Origin of the sequence: Aequorivita vitellina, from assembly GCF_022008365.1 — a bacterium.
Lineage (GTDB): Bacteria > Bacteroidota > Bacteroidia > Flavobacteriales > Flavobacteriaceae > Aequorivita > Aequorivita vitellina.
In genome coordinates this window covers 62757-89224 of sequence record NZ_JAIRBA010000002.1, presented here as the reverse complement: position 1 = coordinate 89224, position 26468 = coordinate 62757, and the positions used below count along the sequence as shown (strand labels likewise).

Annotated in this window: 20 protein-coding genes and 1 tRNA gene; 8 read left to right on the top strand and 13 right to left on the bottom strand. The window is 36.6% G+C overall.

The genetic code is table 11. The annotated features are described in order from the left end of the window. Window positions 1–26: 26 nt before the first annotated feature. Window positions 27–2798, top strand: a complete 2772-nt coding sequence (locus tag K8089_RS01450) for a TonB-dependent receptor (RefSeq protein WP_237601489.1) — start codon at window positions 27–29, stop codon at window positions 2796–2798. A gap of 33 nt (window positions 2799–2831) precedes the next feature. Beyond that, window positions 2832–3845: a hypothetical protein gene (locus tag K8089_RS01445; protein ID WP_237601488.1), complete on the top strand. Its 1014-nt coding sequence runs from the start codon at window positions 2832–2834 to the stop codon at window positions 3843–3845. A gap of 90 nt (window positions 3846–3935) precedes the next feature. On the opposite strand, the gene K8089_RS01440 is transcribed toward K8089_RS01445, so the two are convergent. Next, window positions 3936–4277, bottom strand: coding sequence for a toxin-antitoxin system YwqK family antitoxin (locus K8089_RS01440; RefSeq protein WP_237601487.1), 342 nt, complete (start codon window positions 4275–4277; stop codon window positions 3936–3938). 398 nt (window positions 4278–4675) lie between these two features. On the opposite strand from K8089_RS01440, the gene K8089_RS01435 reads away from it, so the two are divergent. Then, window positions 4676–5890, top strand: coding sequence for an OprO/OprP family phosphate-selective porin (locus tag K8089_RS01435; protein WP_237601486.1), 1215 nt, complete (start codon window positions 4676–4678; stop codon window positions 5888–5890). A 74-nt stretch (window positions 5891–5964) separates the two neighbouring features. After that, window positions 5965–8208, top strand: coding sequence for an inorganic phosphate transporter (locus K8089_RS01430; RefSeq protein ID WP_237601485.1), 2244 nt, complete (start codon window positions 5965–5967; stop codon window positions 8206–8208). A gap of 101 nt (window positions 8209–8309) precedes the next feature. On the opposite strand, the gene serS is transcribed toward K8089_RS01430, so the two are convergent. The 8 genes from serS to K8089_RS01395 all read right to left on the bottom strand — a co-directional run bounded on the left by serS (window position 8310) and on the right by K8089_RS01395 (window position 17222). Continuing rightward, on the bottom strand, window positions 8310–9581 hold the full coding sequence (gene serS, locus K8089_RS01425) for a serine--tRNA ligase (protein ID WP_237601484.1): 1272 nt from the start codon (window positions 9579–9581) through the stop codon (window positions 8310–8312). 388 nt (window positions 9582–9969) lie between these two features. After that, a complete protein-coding gene (locus K8089_RS16500) occupies window positions 9970–10095 on the bottom strand; it encodes a hypothetical protein (RefSeq protein ID WP_262913880.1) in 126 nt (41 codons plus the stop codon). Between the two features lie 120 nt (window positions 10096–10215). Then, entirely contained in the window at window positions 10216–11553 is a 1338-nt protein-coding gene (locus K8089_RS01420) for an HTTM domain-containing protein (RefSeq protein WP_237601483.1), read from the bottom strand. Continuing rightward, the gene (locus K8089_RS01415) at window positions 11546–12478 is read right to left on the bottom strand and encodes a bifunctional riboflavin kinase/FAD synthetase (protein WP_237601482.1); all 933 of its coding nucleotides are present in this window, start codon (window positions 12476–12478) and stop codon (window positions 11546–11548) included. The genes K8089_RS01420 and K8089_RS01415 overlap by 8 nt, the downstream gene beginning before the upstream one ends. Before the next feature lie 2 nt (window positions 12479–12480). Then, on the bottom strand, window positions 12481–13116 hold the full coding sequence (gene pth, locus K8089_RS01410; RefSeq protein ID WP_237601481.1) for an aminoacyl-tRNA hydrolase: 636 nt from the start codon (window positions 13114–13116) through the stop codon (window positions 12481–12483). Between the two features lie 78 nt (window positions 13117–13194). Then, window positions 13195–13842, bottom strand: a complete 648-nt coding sequence (locus K8089_RS01405) for a 50S ribosomal protein L25/general stress protein Ctc (RefSeq protein ID WP_237601480.1) — start codon at window positions 13840–13842, stop codon at window positions 13195–13197. A gap of 243 nt (window positions 13843–14085) precedes the next feature. After that, window positions 14086–16725, bottom strand: a complete 2640-nt coding sequence (locus K8089_RS01400) for an autotransporter outer membrane beta-barrel domain-containing protein (protein ID WP_237601479.1) — start codon at window positions 16723–16725, stop codon at window positions 14086–14088. A gap of 11 nt (window positions 16726–16736) precedes the next feature. After that, entirely contained in the window at window positions 16737–17222 is a 486-nt protein-coding gene (locus tag K8089_RS01395; protein ID WP_237601478.1) for a T9SS type A sorting domain-containing protein, read from the bottom strand. A gap of 211 nt (window positions 17223–17433) precedes the next feature. On the opposite strand from K8089_RS01395, the gene K8089_RS01390 reads away from it, so the two are divergent. Together K8089_RS01390 and K8089_RS01385 are read left to right on the top strand one after the other, a co-directional pair. Then, window positions 17434–18027, top strand: a complete 594-nt coding sequence (locus K8089_RS01390; RefSeq protein ID WP_338149233.1) for an RNA polymerase sigma factor — start codon at window positions 17434–17436, stop codon at window positions 18025–18027. After that, window positions 18020–18763, top strand: coding sequence for a hypothetical protein (locus tag K8089_RS01385; protein WP_237601476.1), 744 nt, complete (start codon window positions 18020–18022; stop codon window positions 18761–18763). Before K8089_RS01390 ends, K8089_RS01385 begins: the two co-directional genes overlap by 8 nt. Here the strand turns inward: K8089_RS01385 and K8089_RS01380 are convergent. Next, the gene (locus tag K8089_RS01380; RefSeq protein WP_237601475.1) at window positions 18760–21726 is read right to left on the bottom strand and encodes a CHAT domain-containing protein; all 2967 of its coding nucleotides are present in this window, start codon (window positions 21724–21726) and stop codon (window positions 18760–18762) included. The genes K8089_RS01385 and K8089_RS01380 overlap by 4 nt on opposite strands. Before the next feature lie 256 nt (window positions 21727–21982). Then, window positions 21983–22921, bottom strand: a complete 939-nt coding sequence (locus tag K8089_RS01375) for a ribose-phosphate pyrophosphokinase (RefSeq protein ID WP_237601474.1) — start codon at window positions 22919–22921, stop codon at window positions 21983–21985. A 123-nt stretch (window positions 22922–23044) separates the two neighbouring features. On the opposite strand from K8089_RS01375, the gene K8089_RS01370 reads away from it, so the two are divergent. Beyond that, a tRNA-Leu gene (locus K8089_RS01370) sits at window positions 23045–23126 on the top strand. A gap of 130 nt (window positions 23127–23256) precedes the next feature. Here the strand turns inward: K8089_RS01370 and K8089_RS01365 are convergent. Together K8089_RS01365 and K8089_RS01360 are read right to left on the bottom strand one after the other, a co-directional pair. Continuing rightward, complete coding sequence (locus K8089_RS01365) at window positions 23257–23967, bottom strand: T9SS type A sorting domain-containing protein (protein ID WP_237601473.1); 711 nt, start codon at window positions 23965–23967, stop codon at window positions 23257–23259. 123 nt (window positions 23968–24090) lie between these two features. Further along, window positions 24091–25470, bottom strand: coding sequence for a T9SS type A sorting domain-containing protein (locus K8089_RS01360; protein WP_237601472.1), 1380 nt, complete (start codon window positions 25468–25470; stop codon window positions 24091–24093). 415 nt (window positions 25471–25885) lie between these two features. Here K8089_RS01360 and K8089_RS01355 point away from each other — a divergent pair, with 415 nt between their 5' ends. Beyond that, complete coding sequence (locus tag K8089_RS01355; protein ID WP_237601471.1) at window positions 25886–26464, top strand: HupE/UreJ family protein; 579 nt, start codon at window positions 25886–25888, stop codon at window positions 26462–26464. The last annotated feature ends 4 nt before the right edge of the window (window positions 26465–26468 follow it).

The window sequence follows — 26468 nt, the reverse complement described above, 5'->3', positions numbered from 1 at the left end:
TTGCACCAACAAATCAAACGACAAAAATGAAAACAATTTTAAAACTAACCTTCTTCTTTTTTACCGCAATAACCATTGCGCAAAATGGAACAATAGCAGGAATACTTACAGACAGCGAATACAATAATGAACCGCTCCCTTTTGCAAACGTATTTATAAAAAATACTACTATAGGTGTAACTTCAGATTTTGACGGTTTCTATACAATCAAAAATCTAAAACCCGGAATTTACAACGTTGTATTTAGTTATGTGGGATACGAAACGGTTGAAATACCAAATGTAGAAGTAACTGCAAACAATATTACAAACATAGATTTGCCAATGAAAGCGAGTGCCGCTGCCTTAGATGAAGTGGTAATTAAAACAACGGTACGTAGAGAAAGCGAAATGGCTTTATTACTGGAACAAAAAAAGGCAACGACCATTAAAGAAAGTATTGGCGCCGAACAATTATCAAAACTTGGTGTTTCGGATGCAGCGGGCGCCACAACAAAAATTTCGGGAGTTTCAAAAACTGATGGCAGTGGTGATATTTTTGTACGCGGATTGGGCGATAGATATTTGTACACCACGTTAAATGGGCTTCCAATTCCATCAGATAATATTGAGCGAAAAAATATAAACCTCAACCTTTTCCCTACGCGACTAATTGAAAGTATTGACGTTAGTAAAACTACGTCGCCAAACTTATCTGCAGATCAAGCTTCGGGAAATATTGATATTAACACTAAAGAGCTTTCGGGGAGTAGTTTATTATCTGCAAGCGCCAGCACCTCTATAAATACAAATGTATCGCGTAATGGTGTCTTTAAAAATTTTAAAATTTCACCAAATTACCAAGATGTATCCTTCGGGTTTTACAAGAAAAACGTGCCAACAAATCGCGCAATTGTAACACAAAGCTGGAGTCCTGAAATTGTAGATTTCCCACTAAACAGATTGTTTTCAGTAAGCGCGGGACAAAGAATTGGCGATAAACTAAGCGTTCTTTTTACTGCCGGTCAATCTCAAGAATTTGAATACAGCGAAGGAGCTTTTAAACAATACCGCTCCAACTATTTAGACGACAAAATTCCTGATGCAATTACGTGGAAAAAAGAAGTGGCAACTTCTGGATTATTTCATCTAAGATTTAGAGCAGATGATAACAACGATATTAAGTTTAATACGCTTTTAATCAATAAAATTGAAGACGAAGTATTTGAAGGCGGGCGTTCTGGCGCAGCGGTAATTTATGAAGAAACCGATCCAGAAGAAGGACTGTCGCAATTTATTCGCGATCAAAATTTAAAGAAAACACTGCTTTTAGTTACTCAACTTAGCGGAGAACATAATTTAGGCGAAAAGAATGAACTGGAATGGGCTGCGGGTTACAATTTTTTAAGCGCCGATGAGCCTAATCGTATTCGTAACGAAGTAAACTTTAATAGCGAAACTGTTCAACTTGGAAGAACCGGTGGTTTTCAACAGCGAAAAAGCGTCCAAAAAATTGAAGACACTGAATACAACGGTCGCTTAAACGATTTAATTAAAATCATTGACGAGGACGAGAACTTATTTCATATAAATATTGGCGGAACTCACCGAAACAAAACACGCGATTTTGGGTCGCAGTTTTTTGGAGTGGAGGAAACAATTACCAATGCTGTCAATCCGTCGTCAATTGATGAAATTTCAGAAATTTTTACACAGCAAAATTTCAGCAATGGACTTTTAAAAAGAAACACTCTTTCACCAGACTTTTATAAAGGTGAATTACAATCTACCGCTGGCTATACCAATTTCACAGGAGTACGAGGCAAATTAACGCTTCAGGCAGGGCTTAGATTTCAAAGCGATAATATTGATGTGAATTGGAACGTAAATAACTTCCCAGGCAGAAAAGGAAGCGTTACAAAAGATTACAATAGAGTATTTCCATCCATTAATGTGAAATATAATTTAAACGAGAAACACAGCATCCGTTTTGCAAATAGTTACACTACTACCCTCCCAGAATTTAAAGAAATCGCTCCTTTTGAATATGTTTCTCCTGTGGGGCAGGTTACACGTGGCAACCCGAATATTGAAGCTTCATTAAACCGAAATTTCGATTTAAAGTGGGAGTTTTTTCCATCACGAAACCAGCTGTTATCCCTCACCGGATTTTACAAATTAATTGAAGACCCTATCAATAAAGTTCAAGATAGAGGTTCAGCGGGCGTGTTTTCATATTTCAACGCAGGCGATGAAGCTGAAGTTTACGGTTTGGAAGTGGAAGGTCGCGTAAACCTTATTTCTGGCGATGAAAGACCAAATTTAAAACTGAATGTGAATGCTTCAAGAATGTGGCACAAGCAAGATTTAAAAGAAGTGTATGACAATGACGGAAACTTTGTAAGAACTTTTAGATATAAAGGCTTAACTGAAACAGGCCTGGAAGGAGCTTCAAACTGGATTGTAAACGGCTCTTTAAACTTCAACACAAATAATAAGAATCCTTTTGAAGCAACGCTTTCCGCCAATTATGCTTCCGATAGAATTTACGCCTTGGGAGCACCAGAATTTCAATCATCGGGAGATGTTAATTACAACGATGCTATTATTGAAACAGGAGTTGTTTCTCTCGATTTAATTCTAAACAAAAAGATAACCGACCATTTTAAAATAGGTATTTCAGGAAAAAATATTTTAAACCCTGAAATAAAAAGAACACAATTAATAAAACCGACTACCACAAATATTGAAACCGAAGAAACTGTTCTTTCTTACACGCGTGGTGCGCGCTTAGGCTTAAATCTTAACTATACTTTTTAACAACAAATGTTTAATTTAAATTAAAACCAAAAAATGAAAAACTTTAAAAAATTTGCAATTACCATTGCCGCATTAAACGCTTTATTCTTTATAGGATGTAGCAGTGATGATGACTTTACCCCAACCGAAGAAGAACAAGTAGAGAACACTCAACTTAGCGGAGTTTTAAATTCTGACAGGATTTTAGATGCTAACGTACAGTATTCAGTTACTGGGCCATATTTAGTAAAATCTGGCGCTAAACTAACCATTCCTGCTGGAACTGTGATAGTTTCTCAAAATGGCACTGACAGATATATTGCCGTAGAACAAGGTGGAAAAATTGATATTCAAGGTACATCTTCAAGTCCAGTTGTAATGCGATCAGAAGGAAATACTGCCGGTGACTGGGGAGGATTATTACTTTGCGGAAAAGCGACTACCACAGAAGGCGTAAATGTAACCGCTGAAGTAGGCGGACTAATTTACGGCGGAACTGATGATGCCGATAATTCTGGAAGCATTAAATATTTAGTTATTCGCGGGGCGGGTGCTCAAATAAATTCAGAGTCGCAATACAATGGGCTTACGCTTTACGCTGTTGGTTCTGGAACTTCAATTTCAAATGTTGCCGTTATTGATGGTGCCGATGATGGTATTGAGTTTTTTGGAGGAACGGTTTCAGCATCAAATTTATATTTTGAAAATAATGAAGATGACTCCGTAGACTGGACTGAAGGCTGGAACGGTACAATTACAAATACGTATGTAAGCAATACAAAGCCATTCTCAACTGCAATTGAAGCAGACGGCGACAACAAAAACCCTAAAATAATAAACTTTACAGCAGTTTCAACTGTTGGCGGAACAGCGCTTCAGTTTAAAAAACAATCTGGTGGAACATTTACAAATATCGCTTTAAGTGGATACACTAAAAATGTAGACATGAAAGATAACGGACCATTAGAAAATGTTATTGTAGATAACACGCCATTAACTTCACCTGAAGACGAAGTGTTCAATGGTACTCGAGTAGATATTACAGCATGGAATTGGATTAGCAACTAATCGTAACGTAATCTACGTTAACTGAAAAAGGGTCTCTTAAATTAAGAGGCCCTTTCAGGGTTTATAGAATATGGGAAAATCTTGATATCATCAATGATTAATATTTCTGGTTGTTACATTGGCAATTCGAGAATCTACAAATGAAACCTCTTGTAAAATAACACCTCGATAAAAAAACCATGTTCCTACTTTTTCACCATTTTTATAAGTAGCAATGGCGGTTTTGTCGCCTTGTAAATCATAACTTATCCATTCACCAGTAAGTTTATTGTCTTTTGTATAATAGCCAGTTTGTGCAAGCGTTCCATCCTGATTATATAGCGTAGCTTGAATTACATCACCTTCCAAAATGTAGCTATTATTTTTAGTGTTTTGTGATACCGCAACACTTGAAATTAAGACTAGTAGTAGCAAACTGATTATCTTTTTCATCTAAGTGATTTTTAATTGTTTATAATAATCAAATTTAAAGAATTAACACTTAAGATACAATTCGGTAACCTTAACTTAACATTAAAGCTGCAATTAGCTTATTTACAATTGTTTATAGTTTTGCGTTTAAAGTAAATTACTCCTTAATAATTTAATAACGTTCAATTCATTTAAAACAATCCACAATTCATTTTATTTGTAGACACCTATTTTTATAGGCACTTTTTGAAATCGTTTAGTTTTTGTCGACTAGATTTTCAAGCAAGGCTGTTCGTTCTGGACAGCCTTTTTTTTATCGTTTTACAAATTTAAAAACTGTATGCTTAACATTACGGAAACATTAAATTGCGGTTAAATTAAGTTCTTTGTACCGACATACAACCAAAATAAATTTCAAAATGCAACGCAAGCATTTCTATTTAAGCACATTGCTTCTTTTTTCTACAGTTGTGTTTTCACAAGAAACGCAAACGAATCCCTTTTCATTTAAATGGGATAACGGTTTTAAACTTACTAGCCAAGACCAGCAATTTGCATTGCAATTTGGTGGGCGAATAATGGTGGATCACGCCTATATTTTTCAGAATAATTCACTCACAGAAAACTATGGTCCATTAGTTTCTAAAAGCGGTACCGAATTTAGACGTGCGCGTATGTTTATGGCGGGCGATATTTATGAGAATACACATTTTAAATTTCAAGTAGATTTTTCAGGAAATAAAACTTCAATAAAAGACATGTTTATTGGCTTCAGCAATTTGCCTGTAGTTGGAAAAGTACTAATAGGACAATTTAAAGAACCATTCCGACTTTCTTCATTAAACAGTAGCAAATACACCACTTTTATGGAAGTTGCACAGAACGAAGCATTTGCCCAATCGTACAACAATGGTATTATGTTGCTGAATAATTTTTTAAACAACAGACTTTCCGCCCAACTTAGCAGTTTTAGAAATGCCAATAATAACAGTGACGATGCTTTTGCCGATGACGGATATATTGTAACAGGAAGAATTACTGGCTTAGCACTAAAAAATACTGAAAAAAACCATCTGCTGCATTTAGGCGTAGGCTATAGCTACAGAAAACCTGAAAGTAAAGAATACCAGATTGCCGCAAAACCCAGTGCTAATCTCGCTCCAAAATATATTAACACCGGAACATTAAAAAATGTTGACGAAATTAAACTCATTAATTTTGAAACAGCCTATGTTTACAACTCGTTTTCGTTTCAAGGTGAATTTTTAAAAGCTACCGTAAACACCGATATTGATGCCCTAAATTTTTCAAATTACTATGGCGAAGTAAGCTATTTTTTAACGGGTGAAAGCAAAAATTACAAAGGTTCGTATGACGGTTTTGGACGCGTAAAACCCAATAGAAACTTTAGTGGAAAGAACAAAGGAGCAGGCGCTTGGGAAATTGCGCTTCGCTATTCAAACACCGATTTAACTGATAAAACCATTTTTGGCGGAAAGCAAAATGACATCGCTTTAGGCTTAAACTGGTATTTAAATCCCGTAACGCGATTCATGATAAACCATATTTGGGTAGACATTGAAAATGAAGGCACTGCAAACATTTTACAAGGCAGACTCCAAGTTGATTTTTAAAGTACAAATAACAATTTGGTAACATTAAATACTATATTAAATAGGAAATTTGCACCAAATTAACTAATTATAGAATGGATAACATTTACTTATTAATGATAGTGGCCCTGGTGGCTTTGGCCATTGCAGACTTAGTTGTTGGGGTAAGCAACGATGCTGTTAATTTCCTAAACTCCGCCATTGGTTCAAAAGCAATTCCGTTTAAAGGTATTTTAATAATTGCAAGTTTGGGAATTTTCATCGGAGCCGTCTTTTCAAGCGGGATGATGGAAGTAGCCCGAAAAGGAATTTTTGTGCCCAGCGAATTCTACTTCGATGAAATAATGATCATTTTTATGGCAGTAATGATAACCGATATCCTGCTGCTCGATTTTTTTAACACTATTGGCCTACCTACTTCAACCACGGTTTCAATTGTATTTGAACTTTTGGGAGCAGCGGTAATAATGGCTCTAATAAAAATTAGCCATACCGATGGCGAATCATTTTCGGCACTCACAAAATACATAAACACCGAAAAAGCAGTCGAAATAATTATAGGTATCGTGCTGTCGGTCGTCATTGCCTTTACCATTGGGGCCATCGTTCAATATCTATCCCGACTTATTTTCACCTTTCATATTGAGCAAAGGATGAAATATTTTGGCGCCATATTTGGCGGGTTGGCTCTTACTGCAATTAGTTATTTCATTTTTATGAAAGGCTTAAAAGGCACACCATTCTACGGAAACTTTAAAGGAATTGTAGACAAAAATACACTCGTTTTAGTTGGAAGTAGTTTTGTTGTTTGGACAATATTTTCGCAACTGTTTATGATGGTCTTTAAAAAGAGCATTTTAATAGTTGTAATTGCCGTGGGAAGTTTCAGTTTAGCCCTAGCCTTTGCAGGTAACGATTTAGTAAACTTTATAGGTGTGCCAATGGCGGCTTACCATAGTTATATAGATTGGGCAGCATCTGGGGTAGCGGCATCTGCCTACAATATGTCTAGTCTTGAAGAAGCAGTTCCTGCCGAACCGTTTTTACTCTTTGCCGCTGGAGCAATTATGGTGCTTACATTATGGTTTTCCAAAAAAGCCAGAACGGTTTCAGATACCGAAATAGACCTAGCGCGTCAAGGCGAAGGCCACGAAAAGTTTAATCCAAATATGCTGTCAAGATTTTTTGTGAAAACAAGCACCCAAGTAGCCACCTATTTTGAGTTTGTACTTCCTAAATCACTTCAAAAGAAAATAGACAAACGTTTCGAAAAACCGGTTATCGACCTCCCAAAACACAAAACATACGAGCTTCCGGCTTTCGATATGATTCGAGCGTCTGTAAACCTTGTTGTAGCAGGTATATTAATTGCTTCGGCAACTTCTATGAAACTACCACTTTCAACTACTTATGTAACTTTTATGGTGGCTATGGGTACGTCTTTGGCAGATAGGGCCTGGGGACGCGAAAGTGCCGTGTACCGTGTTGCCGGTGTATTAAACGTAATTGGCGGATGGTTTTTTACAGCGTTTGTGGCTTTCTCAGCAGCCGGTACGTTAACCTATTTAATTTATATTGGTAGAGGTGCCATGATCGCCGTATTGCTATTGTTGGCTATTCTATTGTTAGTTAGAAATTACGTTTCGCATAAAAATAAGGTGAAACAGAAGCTGGAAAAAAACGGCTTGAAGAAAACCGAAAGTAAAACCGTTCAAGGTATAATTCAGGAGAGTGCCGAAAATATTAGCAACGTAGTTTCGCGTTCAAACAAAATTTATACAGATATGCTCCGCGGTCTCGCCAAGCAAGACACCAAGAAGCTAAAAAAGAGCAAAAAAGGAGTTAAAAAACTAAACGATGAAGTTGAAGAATTACGCGACAACATTTTCTATTTCATAAAGAATTTAGATGAAACCAGCGTGCGCGGAAGCAATTTCTACATTGTAATTCTGGGCTATTTAACAGATGTTGTGCAATCGTTGGAATTTATTTCAAAAGCGAGTTACAAACACGTAAACAACAATCACAAAGCGCTTCGTTTTAACCAAATTAAAGATTTACAGGAAATAGACCGACACCTGGAGCAACTCTTAAATGAAATTGAAGACATTTTTGACAAAAAAGAATTTCAACGCATTGGAAATTTACTTGAAAATAAAGATGAAATTTTTGGCAGCCTTTCAAACAAAATTGAAAAGCAAATAGCTCGTACCCGCACCGAAGAGTCGAGCCCTAAAAATACAACCTTATACTTTAGCCTCTTGTTAGAAACCAAAGATTTAGTAAAGGCGTTAATGAGTTTAATGGAAGAATACTACAGCAGTTATAAGAAGAAGTAGTAGTAAATACCAACTCTAATTAATTAAAAAACCCCAAAGATTATTAAGACCTTTGGGGTTTTATTTTTGAAAAAATATACGTGAATTCGCAATCTAAAAAATTAATTTATAAAATCAAACCCACAATACGGAACCAAAACTTCCGGAATTTTAATTCCATCTTCGGTTTGGTTATTTTCCAGTATTCCTGCCAAAACTCGTGGCAATGCTAAGGAACTTCCGTTTAGGGTGTGTAAAAGTTTGTTTTTACCATCTGTGTCTTTAAAGCGAAGTTTTAATCTATTCGCCTGAAAAGTCTCAAAATTTGAAACTGAAGAGATTTCTAACCAACGATCCTGCGCTGTTGAAAATACTTCAAAATCATAAGTCAATGCCGATGTGAAACCCAAATCGCCACCGCAAAGACGAAGAATTCTGTACGGTAATTTCAACTCGCGAAGAATATCTTTAACGTGTTCTACCATTCCGTCCAACGCTTTATAGGAATTGTCTGGGTGCTCAATTCGCACAAGCTCCACTTTATCAAATTGATGCAGTCTATTTAAACCGCGAACGTGTGCCCCGTAACTTCCTGCTTCTCTTCTAAAACAAGGTGTGTAGCCCGTACAAGTTATTGGCAAATCTGAATTATTCAACAATTCGCCACGAAACATATTAGTAATTGGCACCTCAGAGGTTGGTATCAAGTACAAATCGTCAACGCCAACGTGGTACATCTGCCCTTCTTTGTCTGGCAATTGCCCAGTTCCGTAGCCCGATGCTTCGTTCACCAAATGTGGAACTTGAAATTCGGTATAACCTGCAGACGTGTTTTTATCTAAAAAGTAAGCAATCATTGCTCGTTGCAAACGCGCGCCTTTCCCTTTATAAACAGGAAAACCGGCGCCTGTGATTTTTACACCGAGTTCAAAATCTATTAAATCGTATTTTTTGGCGAGCTCCCAATGCGGCAATGCACCTTCAATAAGTTTTGGGATTTCACCTTCTTTAAAAATTTCTTCATTATCTGCTTCATCAGTTCCGGTGGGCACCAAATCATTCGGAATATTTGGAAGCGTGTACAGCAATTGCTGAAGCTTTTCGGAGGCAGTGAGCATTTGCTCATTCAGTTGTTTTGAAGATTCCTTCAATTCAACCGTTTTTTCTTTCAGCTCGTTTGCTTTTTGTACGTCGCCACTTTTAAAAAGTTTCCCAATTTCTTTTGAATAGGAATTGCTCTGCGCCAAAACCTCGTCTAACTGTGCTTGCGACGAACGGCGTTCCTCATCTGCTTTTAAAACTTCTTCTAAAGTTGAAGCAGCATCAATACCGCGTTTGGCAAGGGCTTTTACGTATTTATCTTTGTTTTCGCGAATGTCGGTTACTTGTAGCATGTACTTATTTTTGGAAGCCGCTAAGTTACAACAGACCTCGCAAGTTTTCAAAGCCTGGGTGGCCTTATTTTGAAGATAAAATATATTTGTTTTTCTTTGGATTTTGACCAGTATCAAAAACACGAACAACATGCATTTTTGTATTACCAATCCGATACGTGATTTTGATAGTATTAATGATTAATTTTCTATAATTTCTTTTCAAATAAAAACGCCTCATCTTTAGCTCCAATTTTGGTGAAATCATATTCCCGGTTTTCTAAAACTTCTAAATATTCAAACAAACCATTAATAATCTCGCTTGCTATTTTTTCTCCGTGAGGATCGGTATTGAATTTCTTGGTTTAAACAATGTTTTTAATAGCTCGTTTGGTTAACCGGATACGTTTTACATTTCTTTCCAATTTGCAACCATTTTTTTTGCCTCATCTATAGAATATGGCCTTCCAGCTTTTATATCTGCTTCGGCTTCTTCTATCAGGGAGTCATCTTCCAAACCTTTTTCAGAATTCATCTTCAATATATTTTCCAAATCGTTAATTATGCTTGGCTCTTCAACCTATAGAAGCGCTTCAATAATTTTATATTTCTTTCCTTTTAAGTCCATAAAAGAATTAATTACATTTAAGGATAATTATTTTTCCACAGACTTCTCATTATAATCCTTCGGCGATGGCAAAATCCATTCGCTGTGTTTAAAATGGTGCCATTCTTCAGCAGCTAAATCTACATCGGGATTGGTAAACGGATGAAACTTTCCACGGTTTACTCGAACTCTCGCATCCATATAAACCGCCACATCGCGGCCTTTTTCAGCTTCAATAGTTTTTATTTTTTGTGCGAGCTGCCACATAATATCAGGTTTTGTAGCAACCGAGCCTTGTTGTTTGCGGCCTAATAATTGGCTGTAATTATAAATTGCTTTCACCCCATCTTCTTTATCGGCCACGTAAACCGTTAACGACCCGCTTTTTGCGCGAAGCATCATGCGCCAACTTAAACGGTGGCCTTCTTCTGTCCACAGTACATCGTCTTTAAAAAACCAGTGGCGCAACGGCAGCGCGAGTTGAAAGATGAAGTAAATTGAAAATATGCCAATAAGTACGTTTTTATATTTTGGAACGATAACTTCGTTGCCACCGTACAATTTTTTCTTCGGAAGAAATCGTTTTTGAAGTATTTCTGGAGAAAAGAAAAACAAAGCAAAAGCAATAGACATATACGGGAATATCCCAATTTGAAAAACGATGGAATTAAAAAGATGAAAAAACACCGAAATCACAAAACCTAATAGGCGCGTGCGTTTCCAAAGCAATAAGGGCACAATTAACAAATCGAAAAGAATTCCTGTGTACGCAATAGTCCAATGCACCCAATTTTGCTGTAGTAAATCGCCAATGAGCCAGTAGTGTTTTCTGCCTTCCATCAACAATGCCGCCATAGAAGCATCGAGCCAATCTGGATACAGTTTTGCTACCGAGGCGTAGGTATAAACTATCCAAACTTGAAGAATTAAAACCAATAAAACCCACCGTGGCATTGCGGGATTTTTAAGTTCGGGGTTTATTTTAACATCGAGCGAAAACCAGCGGTTAGCAGGTAAAAAAGCCATAATCCAGCACAGCAACATCATTAAATAATAGTGATTGTTGTAGCTAGATTTCTGCATTAAATATACAGCCGTCCACATAATTGCGTAGGCAATCATGCTAAATCTATATTTGTAACCTAGCATCACAAAAACGCCAAAAATGCCCATTATTACAAAATAATAGTACATTAAATCGCCTTGCAGATACTGCAAAAAATTAAAGCCAATAAAGTTGAATGTAAATGGCGGCTCTACCAAAGTACGGCGAAGCCAGCCAGTTAAAATTGCACCAAACGCTTCCGTAGCAATTAAAAGACCAAACACTGCCCTAAAAAGAACAAGCCCTATATTGTCTATTTGTTTGAACAGAATTTTATTCACGTGCCTTTAAATATTGTAATGCGAAGTTTTCATCTTTTAAAATTTCCTTTCGAAGCGCTTCCAAAGAATCGAAGGTTTCTTCGTTGCGAATAAACTTTAAAAACTCTACAGTGATATCGGTGCCGTATAAATCTTGGTTGAAATTTAAGAAATGGGTTTCAATAGTTTTCTCCTTTCCACCAACAGTTGGATTGGTGCCAATACTCGTTATTCCGAAGATTTTCTTCCCTTCAATATACGATTGCACAATATAAACACCGTTTTTTGGAACCAATTTGTATTTTTCTTTCAGCTTCAGATTTGCCGTTGGGTAATTGATGGTTCGGCCAATTGCCTTTCCTTTTATTACTTCGCCAGTAATCATAAAATTGTAGCCTAAATAGGTATTGGCAGTTTCAATATCGCCAGCGTCTAATGCTTTTCGAATTTTGGTGGAACTTACGGCAACGTCGTCAATTTCCTTTGCAGAAATTTCTACCACTTCAAAATTATAGGTTTGTCCAAATTCTTTTAAATCTTCAATATTGGCATTTCTATTTCTTCCAAAACGGTGGTCGTAACCAATAATTATTTTTTTCGCCTTTAGGCTATTTACCAAAATATCGCGCACGTATTCTAAAGCCGTCAATCGTGAAAAAGCGTGCGTAAATGGATGGATCACCAAATTATCGAGCCCCGTATTTTCAAGTAATAGAGTGCGTTCTGTAATGGTATTTAAAAGTTTAATATCTACATTTTGTTGCAGCACCATTCGTGGATGTGGAAAAAAAGTGAGCACGGTGGAATCTAGATTTTCCTTTTGGGCAGTTTCTACGAGTCGCTTCAAAATAGCTTTGTGGCCAATATGAACCCCATCAAAAGTGCCAATAGTAACCACACTTTGGCGGTCATTTTTATAGGTGGAAGCTGCCGAAAATTTCTTCAAAATTATTTACCGTTAAATGTATTCATAGTAATATTCATTCCCGCGAGGGCAAAAGATTCAATAATGTTACAACTTATTTCTAAACGTTCGGGTAATTTTTCTTCTTCTTCGGGCTCCCACTCGCCCAAAACGTAATCTACTTGCCTTCCCTTTGAAAAAGTGTCGCTTATCCCAAACCTAAAACGATTGTAATTTGTGGTTTGCAGCGTGTTTTGAATGTCTTTCAAACCGTTGTGACCTCCATCGCTACCTTTGGTTTTAATGCGAATGGTACCGAAAGCCAAATTTAAATCGTCTGTAATTACAAGCAGATTTTCCAACGGAATTTTTTCTTTTTCCAGCCAGTAATTTACGGCCTTTCCGCTTAAATTCATATACGTACTGGGCTTCAAAAATATTAGGGTTCTGCCCTTTACTTTATGCGAAGTAACATCGCCCAATTTGGCTGTTTCCCACGTAAGTGATTTTTTTTCGGCATAAAAATCGACCACTTTAAAGCCAATGTTATGGCGGGTATTTGCATATTTTGGCCCAATATTGCCCAAGCCTACTATTAAAAATTTTTTCATTGGATCTTTTTCTTCTGAAATAATACGGGTTGTTTTTGCCGAAAAAAGGTTTTTAAAAAATGAAAACATATTGCTATTAATCTTCGGTAAAAATAAAAAAAGCACCCTGAATTAACAGGATGCTTTTTACTTATCTTAAAAAAGAAATTATTCTTTTACTGCAGCAACATCGTCTGTTTCTGTAGCTGGAACTTCTTCTCCTTCTGCCCCTTCAGCTGTTTCAGCCTCATCGTCAACCTCATCAACAATAGCCGTACGCGACGTTCTTACTTGACAGATTACTGTATTTTCTGGGTGCATAATTTTAAATTTGTCACTTTCAACCGACTTGGTGTACATTTTGCTTCCAATTTTCATTTCGGTAATATCTGCTTCAATAAAATCTGGAAGATTTTCTGGCAATGCTTTTACACGAAGTTTTCGAGAAACAATACGCAATGTACCCCCGTTACGCACACCACGAGAGTTTCCTGTGGTACGTACTGGAATTTCCATCGTTACTTCTTTATCATCAAAAATTTGGTAAAAATCGATGTGAAGAATACGGTCTGTTACTGGGTGAAACTGGATGTCCTGTAGAATGGCGTTTACTTTGGTACCATCTAAGTTAATTACAACTGTGTGTACGTCTGGAGTGTAAACCAAGTCTTTAAATGCAATTTCATCTGCGGTAAAGCTAATTGGTTCTTCCCCTCCGTAAACTACGCAAGGAACCATTCCAGCATTACGTAGGGCCTTCGTTGCTTTTTTGCCCACGCTTTCTCTTTGTGATCCTTTAATTGTAATAGATTTCATTTTTTCTAAAAGTTATTTATTAATAAACATTCCCTAAAAAGCTGTTTTTAAGGGAGTGCAAAGATAGATTTTATTTTGGAATTAATGTTTTATGAATTATGATTTTTTTAACTCGGCACTTATACCGCTTCAATATTATTGTTTGCAGATGTACTGACCAATTGCGATTCTATTAAATTTTCACTTTAAAAAAGAGGCAGTTTTATTTTGACTGCCTCTTTTTTTATCTAAAATTATTAGAATTTAAGGACCTTTTGGTTTCACCATTTCAACAGTTAATGGGTTTTCAAGTGCCCATTTATCTTGGCGAGTACCAGTTATTTGCCAGCTAACCATTATTTCTGGGCTATCTGTTTTAATTACAAAGGAATTTGTTTCGGTATTTATCGTTTCCCAAATAATAGCTTGCGCAAAAGATTTATCTATAATAGTTAGTTGATATTTAAAATCTTTGTTTAATACACACATATATTCTGGCAAAATAACTGTTGCAAGTCCTTCAGAATTTGTAACAATATTACCGCTATACATATTGATGCGCTCATCACTTTCTATTGAATTGTGAATTAAAAATTTGTTCTCTGGATCAAGTGGGTGATCTATTTTAAACGATTTTGCTGCTGCAGTGAAACTTCCACCCACGAGCAAATCTGAAGTAATTTCAACATCTCCTGAGAAAACAGCTGCCAATTTTGTTGGATCCGCAGCTATGACTCTCAAAGCACTATGTCCGCCCGATGTAGCGCCAGATCTAATGAGCACAGCTGCATCTGCAGCTGTCGTAGCAGGATGAAGGTCAAAAACCGCAGTACGGCCCAAAGTAGAAACGGATGATAAATTACCTTGTTCAACATAAAGTGTAGATTCTACATCTACTCCAGGATTGTCATAACTATCTATATGTGCACCATGACCTGACCCATTATTTTTTATTTCTAATGTAGCAGCGGTGTTAAACCCATTGTCCGTTTCCAAAAAAGCACCTTCACCATATCCTTTATGTCTTACCCTTAGTGCGGCCTCCACATTGGAATCTAACCCAACTTCAAGATTTCCTAGCTCTATTGCTACGCCCTCTCCCATACCGTTGGAAACTACATTAATTACTGGGCTATCGTTTGCCTTACTTGTTAATTCGTCTGTTATAAAAAATTCGCCTGCGCTACCACCACCGTTATTATTTGCTATAATAGTAGATTCAAAATTTGTATTATTGTCTTCGGTAATAAACATTCCAACATTTCCTATTCCAGCGGTGGTAGCTAAAAGTACTTCGGATGGATTCCCTGGAACACCATTGATAAAATGAGCTGCTTTTCCCGGTCCTGCATTTTCCACCAAAAGCGCTGTACCACTACCAATTTGTTCAATTTTTTGTGCTGGGGCGCCATTGATTGGGTTTCCATTTATAATATGCAGGCTTTTTCCAGTCCCAGCATTATCAACAAAAAGAGCTGTTTTAGGTGCAGCCTGAAAAATTTTTACTGCTTCACCCGTTCCTGCAGGATCACTATTTGCTATGCCTAAGCCAAAGCCAGTACCATCGTTCATTATATCTACTGCATTTGCAGCGCCGTCCTGGGTAACCAAAATTGCGTTGCCGCCACCAGTATTATCAACAGCAAAGGCAATGCCGCCACCATCGTTTAATAGGTCAATTGCTATTCCACCCCCATCATTGTTTACAGAAACGGCAATGCCCCCAGTGCTATCTGTATTATCTATAAAAAGCGCATCGCCAGCTCCTGCATTGTCAATAGTAAGGGCATCTCCGCCCCCATCGTTCGCAATATCTATTGCATCGGCACCACCTGCATTATCCTCATTGTTAATTAATAGGGCTTTTCCTGCGCCATCATTATCTATGTCTAAACCATTTCCTGTTGCACCTACGGCAACATTTAAGTCTATCCCAATGCCTACACCTGCTTGATCTACAAGAAGTGCTTTACCGCCGCCGCCCGCAGCATTATTTATCACTACAGCATCGGCAGCACCAGCTTGAATAACTTCTATCATATTGCCACCACCAACACCTAAGTTTTGTAGGAATAATGCATCGCCTGGACCAGTCTGATCTACTCGAAGACCATCACCTGCACCTGTATTGTCTATATAAACACCATCGCCAATACCATCTTGAACGGCATGTATGGCATCACCTCCTCCCACATTATGTATTACGTAAATACCATCGCCAACACCTACTTGGGTTACGCTAATAGCATCTCCTGCCCCTCCGAAGGGAGCTAGTGTATTATCAACAAAGATACCATCGCCCGCACCTGCGGATTCTACTCTTAACACATTAGCATCACCCATTCCAGTTACTAAGAGACTTGAAAAGTCTGGGTCTCCTGAAATTTCCAGCCCAAGATTATCTGATGCGAGAATTTCTATTTTACCGTCATCTGCAAAAATAGTCCGAGCCGTGGGGGTGGTAGTCATTTCCTGATTATAAGCTTGATCTAGCGTATTACCTCCTCCACCAGATTTTGCATAGAGCGCATAGGGCACACTTAGTAATTGACTGGTACCACTAATAGAATAGCTTGTGCCTCCAGTAGGATCTGTTTCGGTTTTAATAAAGTATGCATCCGTGCCCCAGCCAATGGTTGAAAAATCACCGCTTAAAACGGTCCCCGCGCCAACTTCTAATGAAACAAGTCCGTTAGCATTGGTTGTAGCTGTCTGGATTTCCTCGTAAACGGGAGTCCCCACTGCTGTTGTTTTTAAAATACTAATTTTCATTCCAACAGTTGTGTTCGTTACAAGCACATCGCTTGCATCTCTAATGACGGCCTGATAGCTCATTTTTTCGGGTGCTTGTGCCCAAACAACCATGGTTGCTAAAAGCATTACACTGAGTATAAAATTTTTCATAATTATAAATTTTAGTTTTTGATTATTTTAAAGGTTTTTAAAAGGAGATTGTTTTTGGAGATCGCCAAAAAATAGGTTGCAGCGGAGAGTCCTTCCATAACAATAGTTGTTTGTGAGTTTTTAAGTAAATTGGTTGCTAGCACTCTTCCGGAAAGGTCATATAATGAATAAGACAGCTCATCATACTCCATGTTAGTTAGTTCAAGTAAAACGTTGTTCACTGTAGGATTTGGATATACAATCGCACTCAAGTTGATATTTTCAAACTCATCATTTCCAAGGATAAAAATTTCAAAAGGTTGCTGTACACCTTGATTAGCAGTGCCGCCAGAACCAACGGCTTCAATATAATCTACTTGTCCCACCGAATAACTCACAGAACCACCGCTGCCTGTTCCGTTACCACCTGAAGCCGTAGTATTGTTTTGCGCAATTAAGCTTCCGCACAATAAACAAAACAGTACTGCGAACCACGGTTTGTTTGTTAGTTGTTTCATTTTTTTTTGTTTTAAATGGTTAATATTCTTTTCAATTTCACATGAAAACTCAGATAGCATCATTCTGATTGATTAAAATTCAGAACACAAAAATTTCTGATATTAGAATGCTATTTATATACCTATGTCATTTTCAAAATTGCTTATGTAACCACTTTTTACTTTTTTTTTGATACTTTTATTACAAATCGCACTTTAAAACTGACTAACTATCAAACAAGTACACTCAGACATAGCACTTGTATCGTTATTAAAAGGCACGACTAATGAAAGAAACCGAGCCTTAAAGTTTGTTTATGGAAGCAATCGCGCAAGGTTAGTGGCAATGGTAGTGGCCAATAATGGCAGCGAAGATGAAGCGGAAGATATTTTTCAGGAAACGATTATCGCTTTTTATGAAAACGTAATTCGAGGAGTTTTTAAAGGGGATAGTGCTATTGGCACTTACTTATATTCTATTGCGAGGTTTAAATGGCTCAATCAAATTAAAAAAGACAAAGTGCGAAAAAGCCACAATATTGCCGACAATCAAAAAGCTAGAATACAGGAAAACGCATTGACGAAATATATTAGAAATGAAAGGCAAGAAAAAATACAGGAAGTCCTTGCTTTATTAGGCGAAAGCTGTAAAAACTTATTGATTGCTACCATATACCACAACCAAACTATGCGAGAAATAGTAGCAAATTTTAATTATAGCAATGAGCAGGTTGCACGTAACAAAAAATATAAGTGTCTTAATACTTTAAGAAAATTACTTGAAACTAGACCTGCACTTTTAAAAATATTGAATCCTCATGAATGAAGCAGATACTATATTAATTGAAAAGTACATTCAAGGCGTATTAACTGCTAAAGAGAGAATGCTTTTCGAAAATCGGTTAGCAAATGAAGCATCATTATCAGAAGCCTACCAAAGCACCTTGGCAGCATACGAGTTAATAAATATAGCTGGAAGAACGGAATTGAAGAACAAACTAAAGTCTTTTCAAAAAAATAATTCAAAATCAAAAAAATCGCTACTGAGCTTCAAATACTTTTATTACGCAGCAGCCCTATTTATTTTATTAATCGGTTCGTATGTTTTCAATAATTATTTAAACACAATGAACTCTTCGCAGGTTTTTAAAACTTATTTTAAAGCCTATCCAGCACCCTCTGTATTACGAGGAAATGATACAATTGAAAACGTAAATTGGAATTCCGCTATTCTATATTATGAACAAGAAAATTATAAAGAAGCAATTGCAAATTTTGAAAAAACTGAGAATACGATTCCCCAGTATAAAGTAGATTTTTATAAGGCAATATGTTATTTGCAGTGGGACGATACGTATTTAAATTCTGCCATTAATTCATTTAAAAAAATAAGTCAACAGAAATCAGATTTTCAGGAACAGGCTCTTTGGTATTATGGCCTAGCTCTTTTGAAGGATGGCGACATAACAGAAGCAACAAAAACATTTGAATTTATTGTAGAAAATAAAACATTCAATTACAAATTAGCTTCTGAAATTTTAAAAATTAGAGTGAAAGATTAAGTAGCGTTTTTTCTTCTATAAATTATAATTCCCAACAGTAATAGAAGCAATCCCGCTCCTCCGATAATATAATATTTTTCAAAATTCCTTTTAAGCGGAGCGGTATTTCCTGAAAGTTTAAAACTGCTCCAATAAAACGGATGTACTTTTTCGGGATTTGCAGTTTCAATAAATGCAAGTTTTGCTTGTTGTAGCGCCACATCTTTAGATTGACCTGTTTTTAAGTTTATTAGAAAATTTTGGGTAATTTCAAAACTTGCAGCATCATCCACACTCCAAAGTGTTGCTACCATAGATTTGCTTCCAGCATATTGAAAAGCCCTTTCTAAACTTAAAATACCCTCCCCGCGCTGTAATAAGCCCGAAGCGGTGTTGCATGCACTTAAAATAACCAATTGAGCAGGAATGTTAAGGTTATAGACTTCATAAGTGTTAAGCAAACCATCTTCATTTTCCGAAGTATTAAAATACAGTTTAGAGAGTAACGGGTGTTCATCTTCTACCTCTCCGTGCATAGCTAAGTGTAAAATACCTGCATTTCCTGAGTGTTCTTTCAACAAATCTTCTGTAACATTTTCACCTGTCCAACTTTTACCCTTAAACAATTGCGCAGCGAAGGTTACTTCGGGCTGATTATAGTTCAGTTTCTTTTGCTTTTTTCGAAGTGAGCTAGTTATATCCATATCATATTCTGGTGCGAATCCATAATAATCGATTGAATGTGTTTCATTTTCATAAAAATGTAATGCAACCGAAGTAGATGGACAATATGAAACTGCCGTTTGTTTTAATAAATACGGTAGCCTGGCATATTGAGGGTTTTCAATTTCCACGTTTTCAGTCAAAAGCGTTTCAAAAGGAATATAGGCAAGTACTCCGTCGGGTATAATTATAAGTTGTTCAGGAATAGATTTTTTAAACTCGGGTTGAAGTAATTGCTGATATAATAGAAAAGCATTTTGAATATACTTTTTATATAGTTCGTTATTATTTTTCGAATTAATATCGGTAGAACCAACGAAATTTAATAATGCTTTAGCTTGGTTATTTAGTTCCGGTTTATTTGTTATTCTGCGAACAGTAATATCTTCGGGGGTTATATAAAATACAAAACTGTTTTCTATACCTAAAAAATAGCTAAGCAAGTTTCTAGATTTTGTAAGCAATTTTTCCTGTATTGTCGTTAAACCAGGTATTTCAGAATCATATTTTAACTGGTAATAATCTGGATAGTTATGTTCAATTTCAATAATAAATGCATCATATTCATCTTGCAGCGTATTCAACCTATCTGTATACAGTTTCAGCATTTTTTCGCGAACCTCAGCACAGCGTTTTTCTTCGCTCTCAATTCGGCCTGCATACTGAGTTATTTCTTGTTTCAATTGATTTTCAGTTTCAACTAATTTTTCTGGAAAATTGACGAATGAAGATATTTCACGGCTGTTAAGAGTGGCCAATAACAAAAGTGCTTTACTGCGTTCACTAAAATTGAGGGCTTTTTCAAAATACTTATTATCTCCTGTTTTCTCTTGAACCAACAAGGCAGTATCAATAGCATTTTCAATAAGCGAGATTGTTTTATTACTCCAAAACAATTTTGAGCTTTCAGACATTTGATTGTTTTTGATTTTTTCTAAAACTTGAATTGCTAGTTCTTGCGTTTCTAAGGCCGCCATTAAGTCTCGCATTTCCTTATTTTGATGATATAAATCCTTTAGCAAACTTCCTTTCGCCATAAGCGCTTCTAACAAATATTGAGGAGACTGAATACGCATATTTACCGTAGGATTAGCGTACCATGATAAGTCTTCAAAATCTTTAACCAGAATTATGATTGCTTCTTGGTATGCGGTTAAAGCATCTTCTTTATTACCAGCAGAATTAAGCGCTCTCGCTACAAAATTTTTACACGCACCTGTGAGAATGTGGTTTTTACCATACGTTTGTTCTCGCCATTTTACAGCCTCTTCATAATAATTAATAGCCGCAGCATACTCTCCGCTATTTAAAAGACTGTCGCCTGCGTTTAGTGCACCTTCACTGGAATCATTATTTATCATTTCTTCATATACCACAGCATAGTTAAAATATTCCAAAGCCTTTTTAGGATCGTCTAATTCCCAATACATATCTCCCATCGCTTCATTGAGGCCACGCATACGAGGATTTTCGGGCTGATATACATTTTTCCATACCTTATGGGCTTTTAGGTAGTGGTCTAACGCATTTTGATATTCTAACTTTTCATAATAAACGCAGCCAATACTATAGTGGCTTGTAGCAATATTAAAATGGTTGGTATTATACACCTTACTCCAAACAGCAAGTTCTCGATTATAAAAATCTAACGATTTATCAAAATCGCCTTGGGTTCTGTAAAAATGACCAAGACTTCTTAAAATAAGAGAACGGTGGTAAACAGGCACCTTTTCATCGGCTTCAAAATAGGATAGCGCTTTATAGATATGATCCATGTGTTGTGATGAATAACGGTCTCTATCCATATTAAAGCTTTTTACATATTCGAAATGCCCAAGTTTAAAATTATCGTCAACCTTAACTTGAAGCATTTCCGCTTCAATCTTTGGAAGTAATTTTCGGTAGTTTTCTATTTCGCCATTAATAGCAAAGCTTTCAGCAAGTAAGAGGTTGAAAGAGATGGGCGGTTCCAAACCTATTTGTTTATAAAGTAGAGAGGCTTCTATCAAATAGTCTAAGGATTCCTTAAATTTTAAACTATTTCTATGCAATTTGTGTTGCAGAACACAGAGTACTATTTTATCTTCAACACCAATGTTTGCGCATTTAATGAGCGGTTCAGCAATCAAAATTGCCTCGCTAAAGTTTCCGGAGAGATTTAACTCCGAAATTTTTTCAAACTCCTTTTTTATATTGCATTGTTGTGCCCGGCAAAAAAAAGAAATTAAAAAGAAAACAGCTATGACGTTTATTAGTTTCATAAAACAAGAAGATGAATAATCTTATAAAAGTACACATAATTACCTTAAAATGAAGTTCTTATGATACGAAACAGCGTTTTTTCTATTAAATAACACAGTAACATAACTCAGTAATAACTAAATTATTAGCACAAAAAATGAGGTGTTAGAGTTTAAAATATTAAACTATAACACCTCATTCTCATGGGATAGATTCCTAACTAAATGTTTTCACAATTTAAAACAAAAGTAGCAATACAGCATGCTACCCTTTATACTACATCAAAAACTTACTGCTGATGGATTTATTGGAGTTTACGCTCAACATAACATCGGCAAAAAGATTAGCGCAACTTATTACCCTAATTTTTTTACTTGGCTTTGTTGGGATGGAGTCTGAAACAATAAGCTCCAACATTTGCGACTTTTCGATGCGCTCATATGCGTTTCCAGAAAGTAGCGGATGCGTACAAACGGCACGTACACTTAAAGCACCGCGCTCAATCATTAAATCTGCAGCTGTGGTAAGGGTTCCGGCGGTATCAACCATATCGTCTACCAAAACAACATTCTTTCCTTTTACGTCGCCAATGAGTTCCATATGCGAAATAACGTTGGCCTTTTCACGCTGTTTGTAACAAATTACAACATCGCTGTTTAAAAATTTTGAATAGGCGTATGCGCGTTTTGAACCTCCCATGTCTGGCGAAGCAATTGTAAGATTGTCTAAGTTTAAACTTCTTAAATACGGCAAGAAAATAGTAGAGGCAAAAAGGTGATCCACGGGTTTTTCAAAAAAACCTTGAATTTGATCTGCGTGCAAATCCATTGTAATTATACGTGTTGCGCCTGCCGTTTCTAGCATTTTTGCAACTAATTTTGCTGCAATAGGAACACGCGGCTTATCCTTTCTGTCTTGGCGAGCCCAACCAAAATACGGTAATACCGCAGTAATATGACGGGCAGAAGCACGTTTTGCAGCATCAATCATTAAAAGCAATTCCATTAAATGATCACTATTTGGAAAAGTGGAACCAATTAGAAAAACGCGACTTCCACGAACTGATTCTTCAAAAGAAGGTTGAAATTCGCCATCGCTGTAATGCGAAGTAATTACTTTACCCATGGAAATTCCGAAGGCGTCAGCAATATCTTGAGCTAGGGCTTCACTTTGTTTACAGGCAAAAATCTTGGGGTCTGGTGCGAGAGATGGCATTTTTTTATGGTTTTGTTTGAATAGGCTACAAAGGTAAAAATTAATAGTTACCGATATTTAAAAAAATAGCCGGATAATAAATAAAGTAATTTCCAAATATTTGTTTATTTTTGCCTCCCGTTTGCTCGAGTGGCGGAATTGGTAGACGCGCTGGATTCAAAATCCAGTTCTTTCGGGAGTGTGGGTTCGATTCCCACCTCGAGTACTTAAAAAAAGCCTTAACAGTAATGTTGAGGCTTTTTTGTTGACAACAATGTAACAAAATGGAGGTCTCGCTATTGCATTTATTACGGCTTCAATTTTTTTAAAATAGTTTTAATTACAACGTTGAGTCTTTATATTTTTACGAATTTCTCAATACTTCTTTTTCCTTCGGAAGTTGTTACTTCAAGAAAATACATTCCTTTTTCCAAGGAAGAAATATCCAAAGCACCACTAATTGGCCCATTTTCCAAAATTCGCTTGCCCGCGATAGAATAAATTACTGCTGACGCAATATTGTCTTTACTCGATTTTATGAAAAGTTGGTCCGAAGCTGGATTTGGATAGATTTGAAATTTTTCAGCATTATTTTCAACAGTAGATAAGGGCTCTCCCGCTATAAAGTTTAGCACTAAACCAAAAGGATTATTTGTATAATGCATATGCTGTAAGCCATCTGATGAGTCGATAAAAATATGATACCAGTAATCATCTTCAGATGAAAAAAAATCAAAGTAATAAAATTCAAAGTCGTTCCATATCTGGTGTTCACAAGTTTCCGTGGTTTGAGTGTAATTAATCGGTCTCAAATACTCAGAATTGCCCATAAGAATGAAGTTTCCCGAAAAAGAATTACAAGCTCCAAAGCCTTCGAACGAAAGATCGTAATTTACTCTTAAATATGGATTAATGGGCGGATCTATTTCTGAAATAATTGCCGGATGGCCAAAATCTGGTATAATACTATAAAGTTGCCACGTTTTAAAAAGTTCTGGATCGGGATCTTGGCCAAAGCCTTGAAGCCCAAATAGAATTGTAACTAATAATATCGTAAATTTCTTCATAATTAAATCCTTTAGAAACTGAATTAAAGATACATAATCTTCACCAAAAAAAATCCCCAGAAAATTTCTGAGGATTTTTTAAACTTGAAAAAGTCGATTTTAAACAGTCGATTTTCAGAAAAATTATTTCTTAATAATCTTTTTTGTAATTGTTCCTTCCGCAGTACTTATTTTCAAAATATAAACACCAGCCGAAAGGTTAGCTGCATTTACTGTTGAGACAGTATTGTCTAAAATTCCTTTAGAAATCAACGCCCCAGTATAGCTATAAATGCTATAAGATTGTAACCCCAAAGTTGACGAAACGGAGAAAGTGTTTTCAAAAATAGTAGGATAAACTTTTACTGAAGCAGCATCTAGATTGTTGTCCTGCACACTTAGCACAGCATTTAAAACTGGGTACCCATCATTTCTACTAGCGTCCAAAGACCACGGTGCAGCTGTTGAACCTGCGTTTAATAAATCTACTAATTCGCTAGTTTTCATTTCTGTCGTGGTTTTTCCTGTAATGTCTGGCGTAACTGGAGGTCCTTGAATAACGCCCACGCCTTCAGTCATTCCAGAAGTTTCAGTATCGAAATACAAATTCTCAGCATTAATCATTCCCCATAAACCAATAACGGCACCTGCAATATCGGGAGAGCTTACTGTTCCTGTCGCATACGAATTTTTAATAAGCAACGCATTGTCTCCGCCACCAATTAAACCACCTGCACGTTCTGCAAGCGCAACTACTGAAGATCTGGAATAGCTGTTATCTACAACACTCTCGTCGGTAAAAGCAAAAGGAAAAGAGCCAATCAACCCTCCTGTTAAAAAATCTGCAGTAACCGTACCTTCAGAATAACATTCAGTAACTGTAATACTGTCCCACCCTGTGCCAGCAAGACCACCAACTTGACCGTAACCTACTACGTCACCTATTGCGTGACTTTTAGAAATGGAAGAGTTTGTTAAAAATCCACCAACTAATCCGCCAGTAGAATACTCGCCAGTAACGTTAACATTAATAGCGCTGCAGTTTACAACTGAACCATTATCAAAAAGATTGGCTACCAGAGTTCCTGTATTGTCATCGCCTATAATATTTGCTGTATCAACGTGAATATTGGCGAAAGAAGCACTCTCAGTATGGCCAAAAAGTCCAGCCATTTCTTCGGTAGGCATATTCACCCATAAATTGCTAATTGTGTAATCGTTTCCGTCAACAGTACCCGAAAAAGGAATATTCACATCTACTCCAATTGGGCGCCATAGGTTACCGTCAAGGTCTATGTCTGCTCCTATTAAAATGGTTTTACCTTCAAATGAATTTCCATCGGCTACTAATTGAGCCAAACCAGCCAATGTTTCGGCAGTGGAGAGGGTGAATTCATCTTGAGCGGCATCGTACCAACTTACATCGGCAAGATCGCTCCAATTTGTTGTGGGGTAGGTTTGTGCTTGGGCAACCGTAATGGAAACCAAAAGCAATACTAAATAGATTTGTAATTTTTTCATCATTTTGTTTTAAGGATTTTCCGCAAATATATCAAACAACCCTACCCGTACCAAGCGTTTTAGAAGGCTAAAAACTTGAGCCAATATTCGCGTTTTCAACTAATTTGAACCTAATTTTTATGATGTTGACAGCTTAGGTGTTAAAGGAGTAGCGTAATGTCAAAAACACCGTAAAATAAAAATGAAAAACACAGTGCCACTTAGTTGAAATTATTTTTGAAGTGCAACCCGCAAGAAACTGATTTATTGCGTTTTACAACCATTAATAGAAACAATTATTTTTTTAGAAACTTCCGCGCTCCATTCCGGAGAAATGAAAACATAACAACCTTTGCAAAAACCTCAATCTTGAGTGAATTCATTGATATCTTCCTTACAAAACTGTATATTTGAACAATTTTGAAAACCAATCCCCTTAATGACTGATTTCTGGCTCTACTTTAATCTTGGCCTCCACCATGTTTTGGACTGGAAGGCATACGATCACATTTTATTTTTAATTGTTTTATGCGCCGCTTATAATTTTTCTTCGTGGAAAAAGTTATTGATCTTGGTAACTATGTTTACCATTGGCCACACACTTTCGTTGCTTTTGGCTGCGTACAATGTGGTTAGTGTCTCGGGGAAACTCATTGAGTTTTTAATACCCGTAACCATTTTAACTACCGCACTCTTTAATCTCTTTACTGCGGGAAAAGAGAAAAAGGTTGAAAAAATGGGCATTCTTTATATTGCTACTATTTTCTTTGGAATAATACATGGTTTGGGCTTCGCTTCATTTTTTACAGCCTTAGACAGTGGCAGAGATTTTTTACCATTGCTTGAATTTGCCCTCGGTATTGAAGCTGCTCAAATTATTGTTGTAATTATCATTTTAATTATCGCTTTTATCTTTCAAACTATATTCCGTTTCAATAAAAGAGATTGGGTGCTAGTGGTTTCTTCGTTGGTAATAGGAATGGTAATTCCCATGCTTATGAACAACTGGATTTTTTAACAAC

What these genes read in the sequence shown, in the direction of transcription:
- K8089_RS01430 (WP_237601485.1), top strand. Translation starts at nt 5,965, where the DNA reads ATGGATAACATTTACTTATTAATGATAGTGGCCCTGGTGGCTTTGGCC.
- K8089_RS01385 (WP_237601476.1), top strand. Translation starts at nt 18,020, where the DNA reads ATGAATGAAGCAGATACTATATTAATTGAAAAGTACATTCAAGGCGTA.
- serS (WP_237601484.1), bottom strand. Translation starts at nt 9,581, where the DNA reads ATGCTACAAGTAACCGACATTCGCGAAAACAAAGATAAATACGTAAAA.
- K8089_RS01445 (WP_237601488.1), top strand. Translation starts at nt 2,832, where the DNA reads ATGAAAAACTTTAAAAAATTTGCAATTACCATTGCCGCATTAAACGCT.
- K8089_RS01395 (WP_237601478.1), bottom strand. Translation starts at nt 17,222, where the DNA reads ATGAAACAACTAACAAACAAACCGTGGTTCGCAGTACTGTTTTGTTTA.
- K8089_RS01365 (WP_237601473.1), bottom strand. Translation starts at nt 23,967, where the DNA reads ATGAAGAAATTTACGATATTATTAGTTACAATTCTATTTGGGCTTCAA.
- K8089_RS01440 (WP_237601487.1), bottom strand. Translation starts at nt 4,277, where the DNA reads ATGAAAAAGATAATCAGTTTGCTACTACTAGTCTTAATTTCAAGTGTT.
- K8089_RS01450 (WP_237601489.1), top strand. Translation starts at nt 27, where the DNA reads ATGAAAACAATTTTAAAACTAACCTTCTTCTTTTTTACCGCAATAACC.
- K8089_RS01400 (WP_237601479.1), bottom strand. Translation starts at nt 16,725, where the DNA reads ATGAAAAATTTTATACTCAGTGTAATGCTTTTAGCAACCATGGTTGTT.
- K8089_RS01355 (WP_237601471.1), top strand. Translation starts at nt 25,886, where the DNA reads ATGACTGATTTCTGGCTCTACTTTAATCTTGGCCTCCACCATGTTTTG.
- K8089_RS01405 (WP_237601480.1), bottom strand. Translation starts at nt 13,842, where the DNA reads ATGAAATCTATTACAATTAAAGGATCACAAAGAGAAAGCGTGGGCAAA.
- K8089_RS16500 (WP_262913880.1), bottom strand. Translation starts at nt 10,095, where the DNA reads ATGAATTCTGAAAAAGGTTTGGAAGATGACTCCCTGATAGAAGAAGCC.
- pth (WP_237601481.1), bottom strand. Translation starts at nt 13,116, where the DNA reads ATGTTTTCATTTTTTAAAAACCTTTTTTCGGCAAAAACAACCCGTATT.
- K8089_RS01380 (WP_237601475.1), bottom strand. Translation starts at nt 21,726, where the DNA reads ATGAAACTAATAAACGTCATAGCTGTTTTCTTTTTAATTTCTTTTTTT.
- K8089_RS01375 (WP_237601474.1), bottom strand. Translation starts at nt 22,921, where the DNA reads ATGCCATCTCTCGCACCAGACCCCAAGATTTTTGCCTGTAAACAAAGT.
- K8089_RS01360 (WP_237601472.1), bottom strand. Translation starts at nt 25,470, where the DNA reads ATGATGAAAAAATTACAAATCTATTTAGTATTGCTTTTGGTTTCCATT.
- K8089_RS01435 (WP_237601486.1), top strand. Translation starts at nt 4,676, where the DNA reads ATGCAACGCAAGCATTTCTATTTAAGCACATTGCTTCTTTTTTCTACA.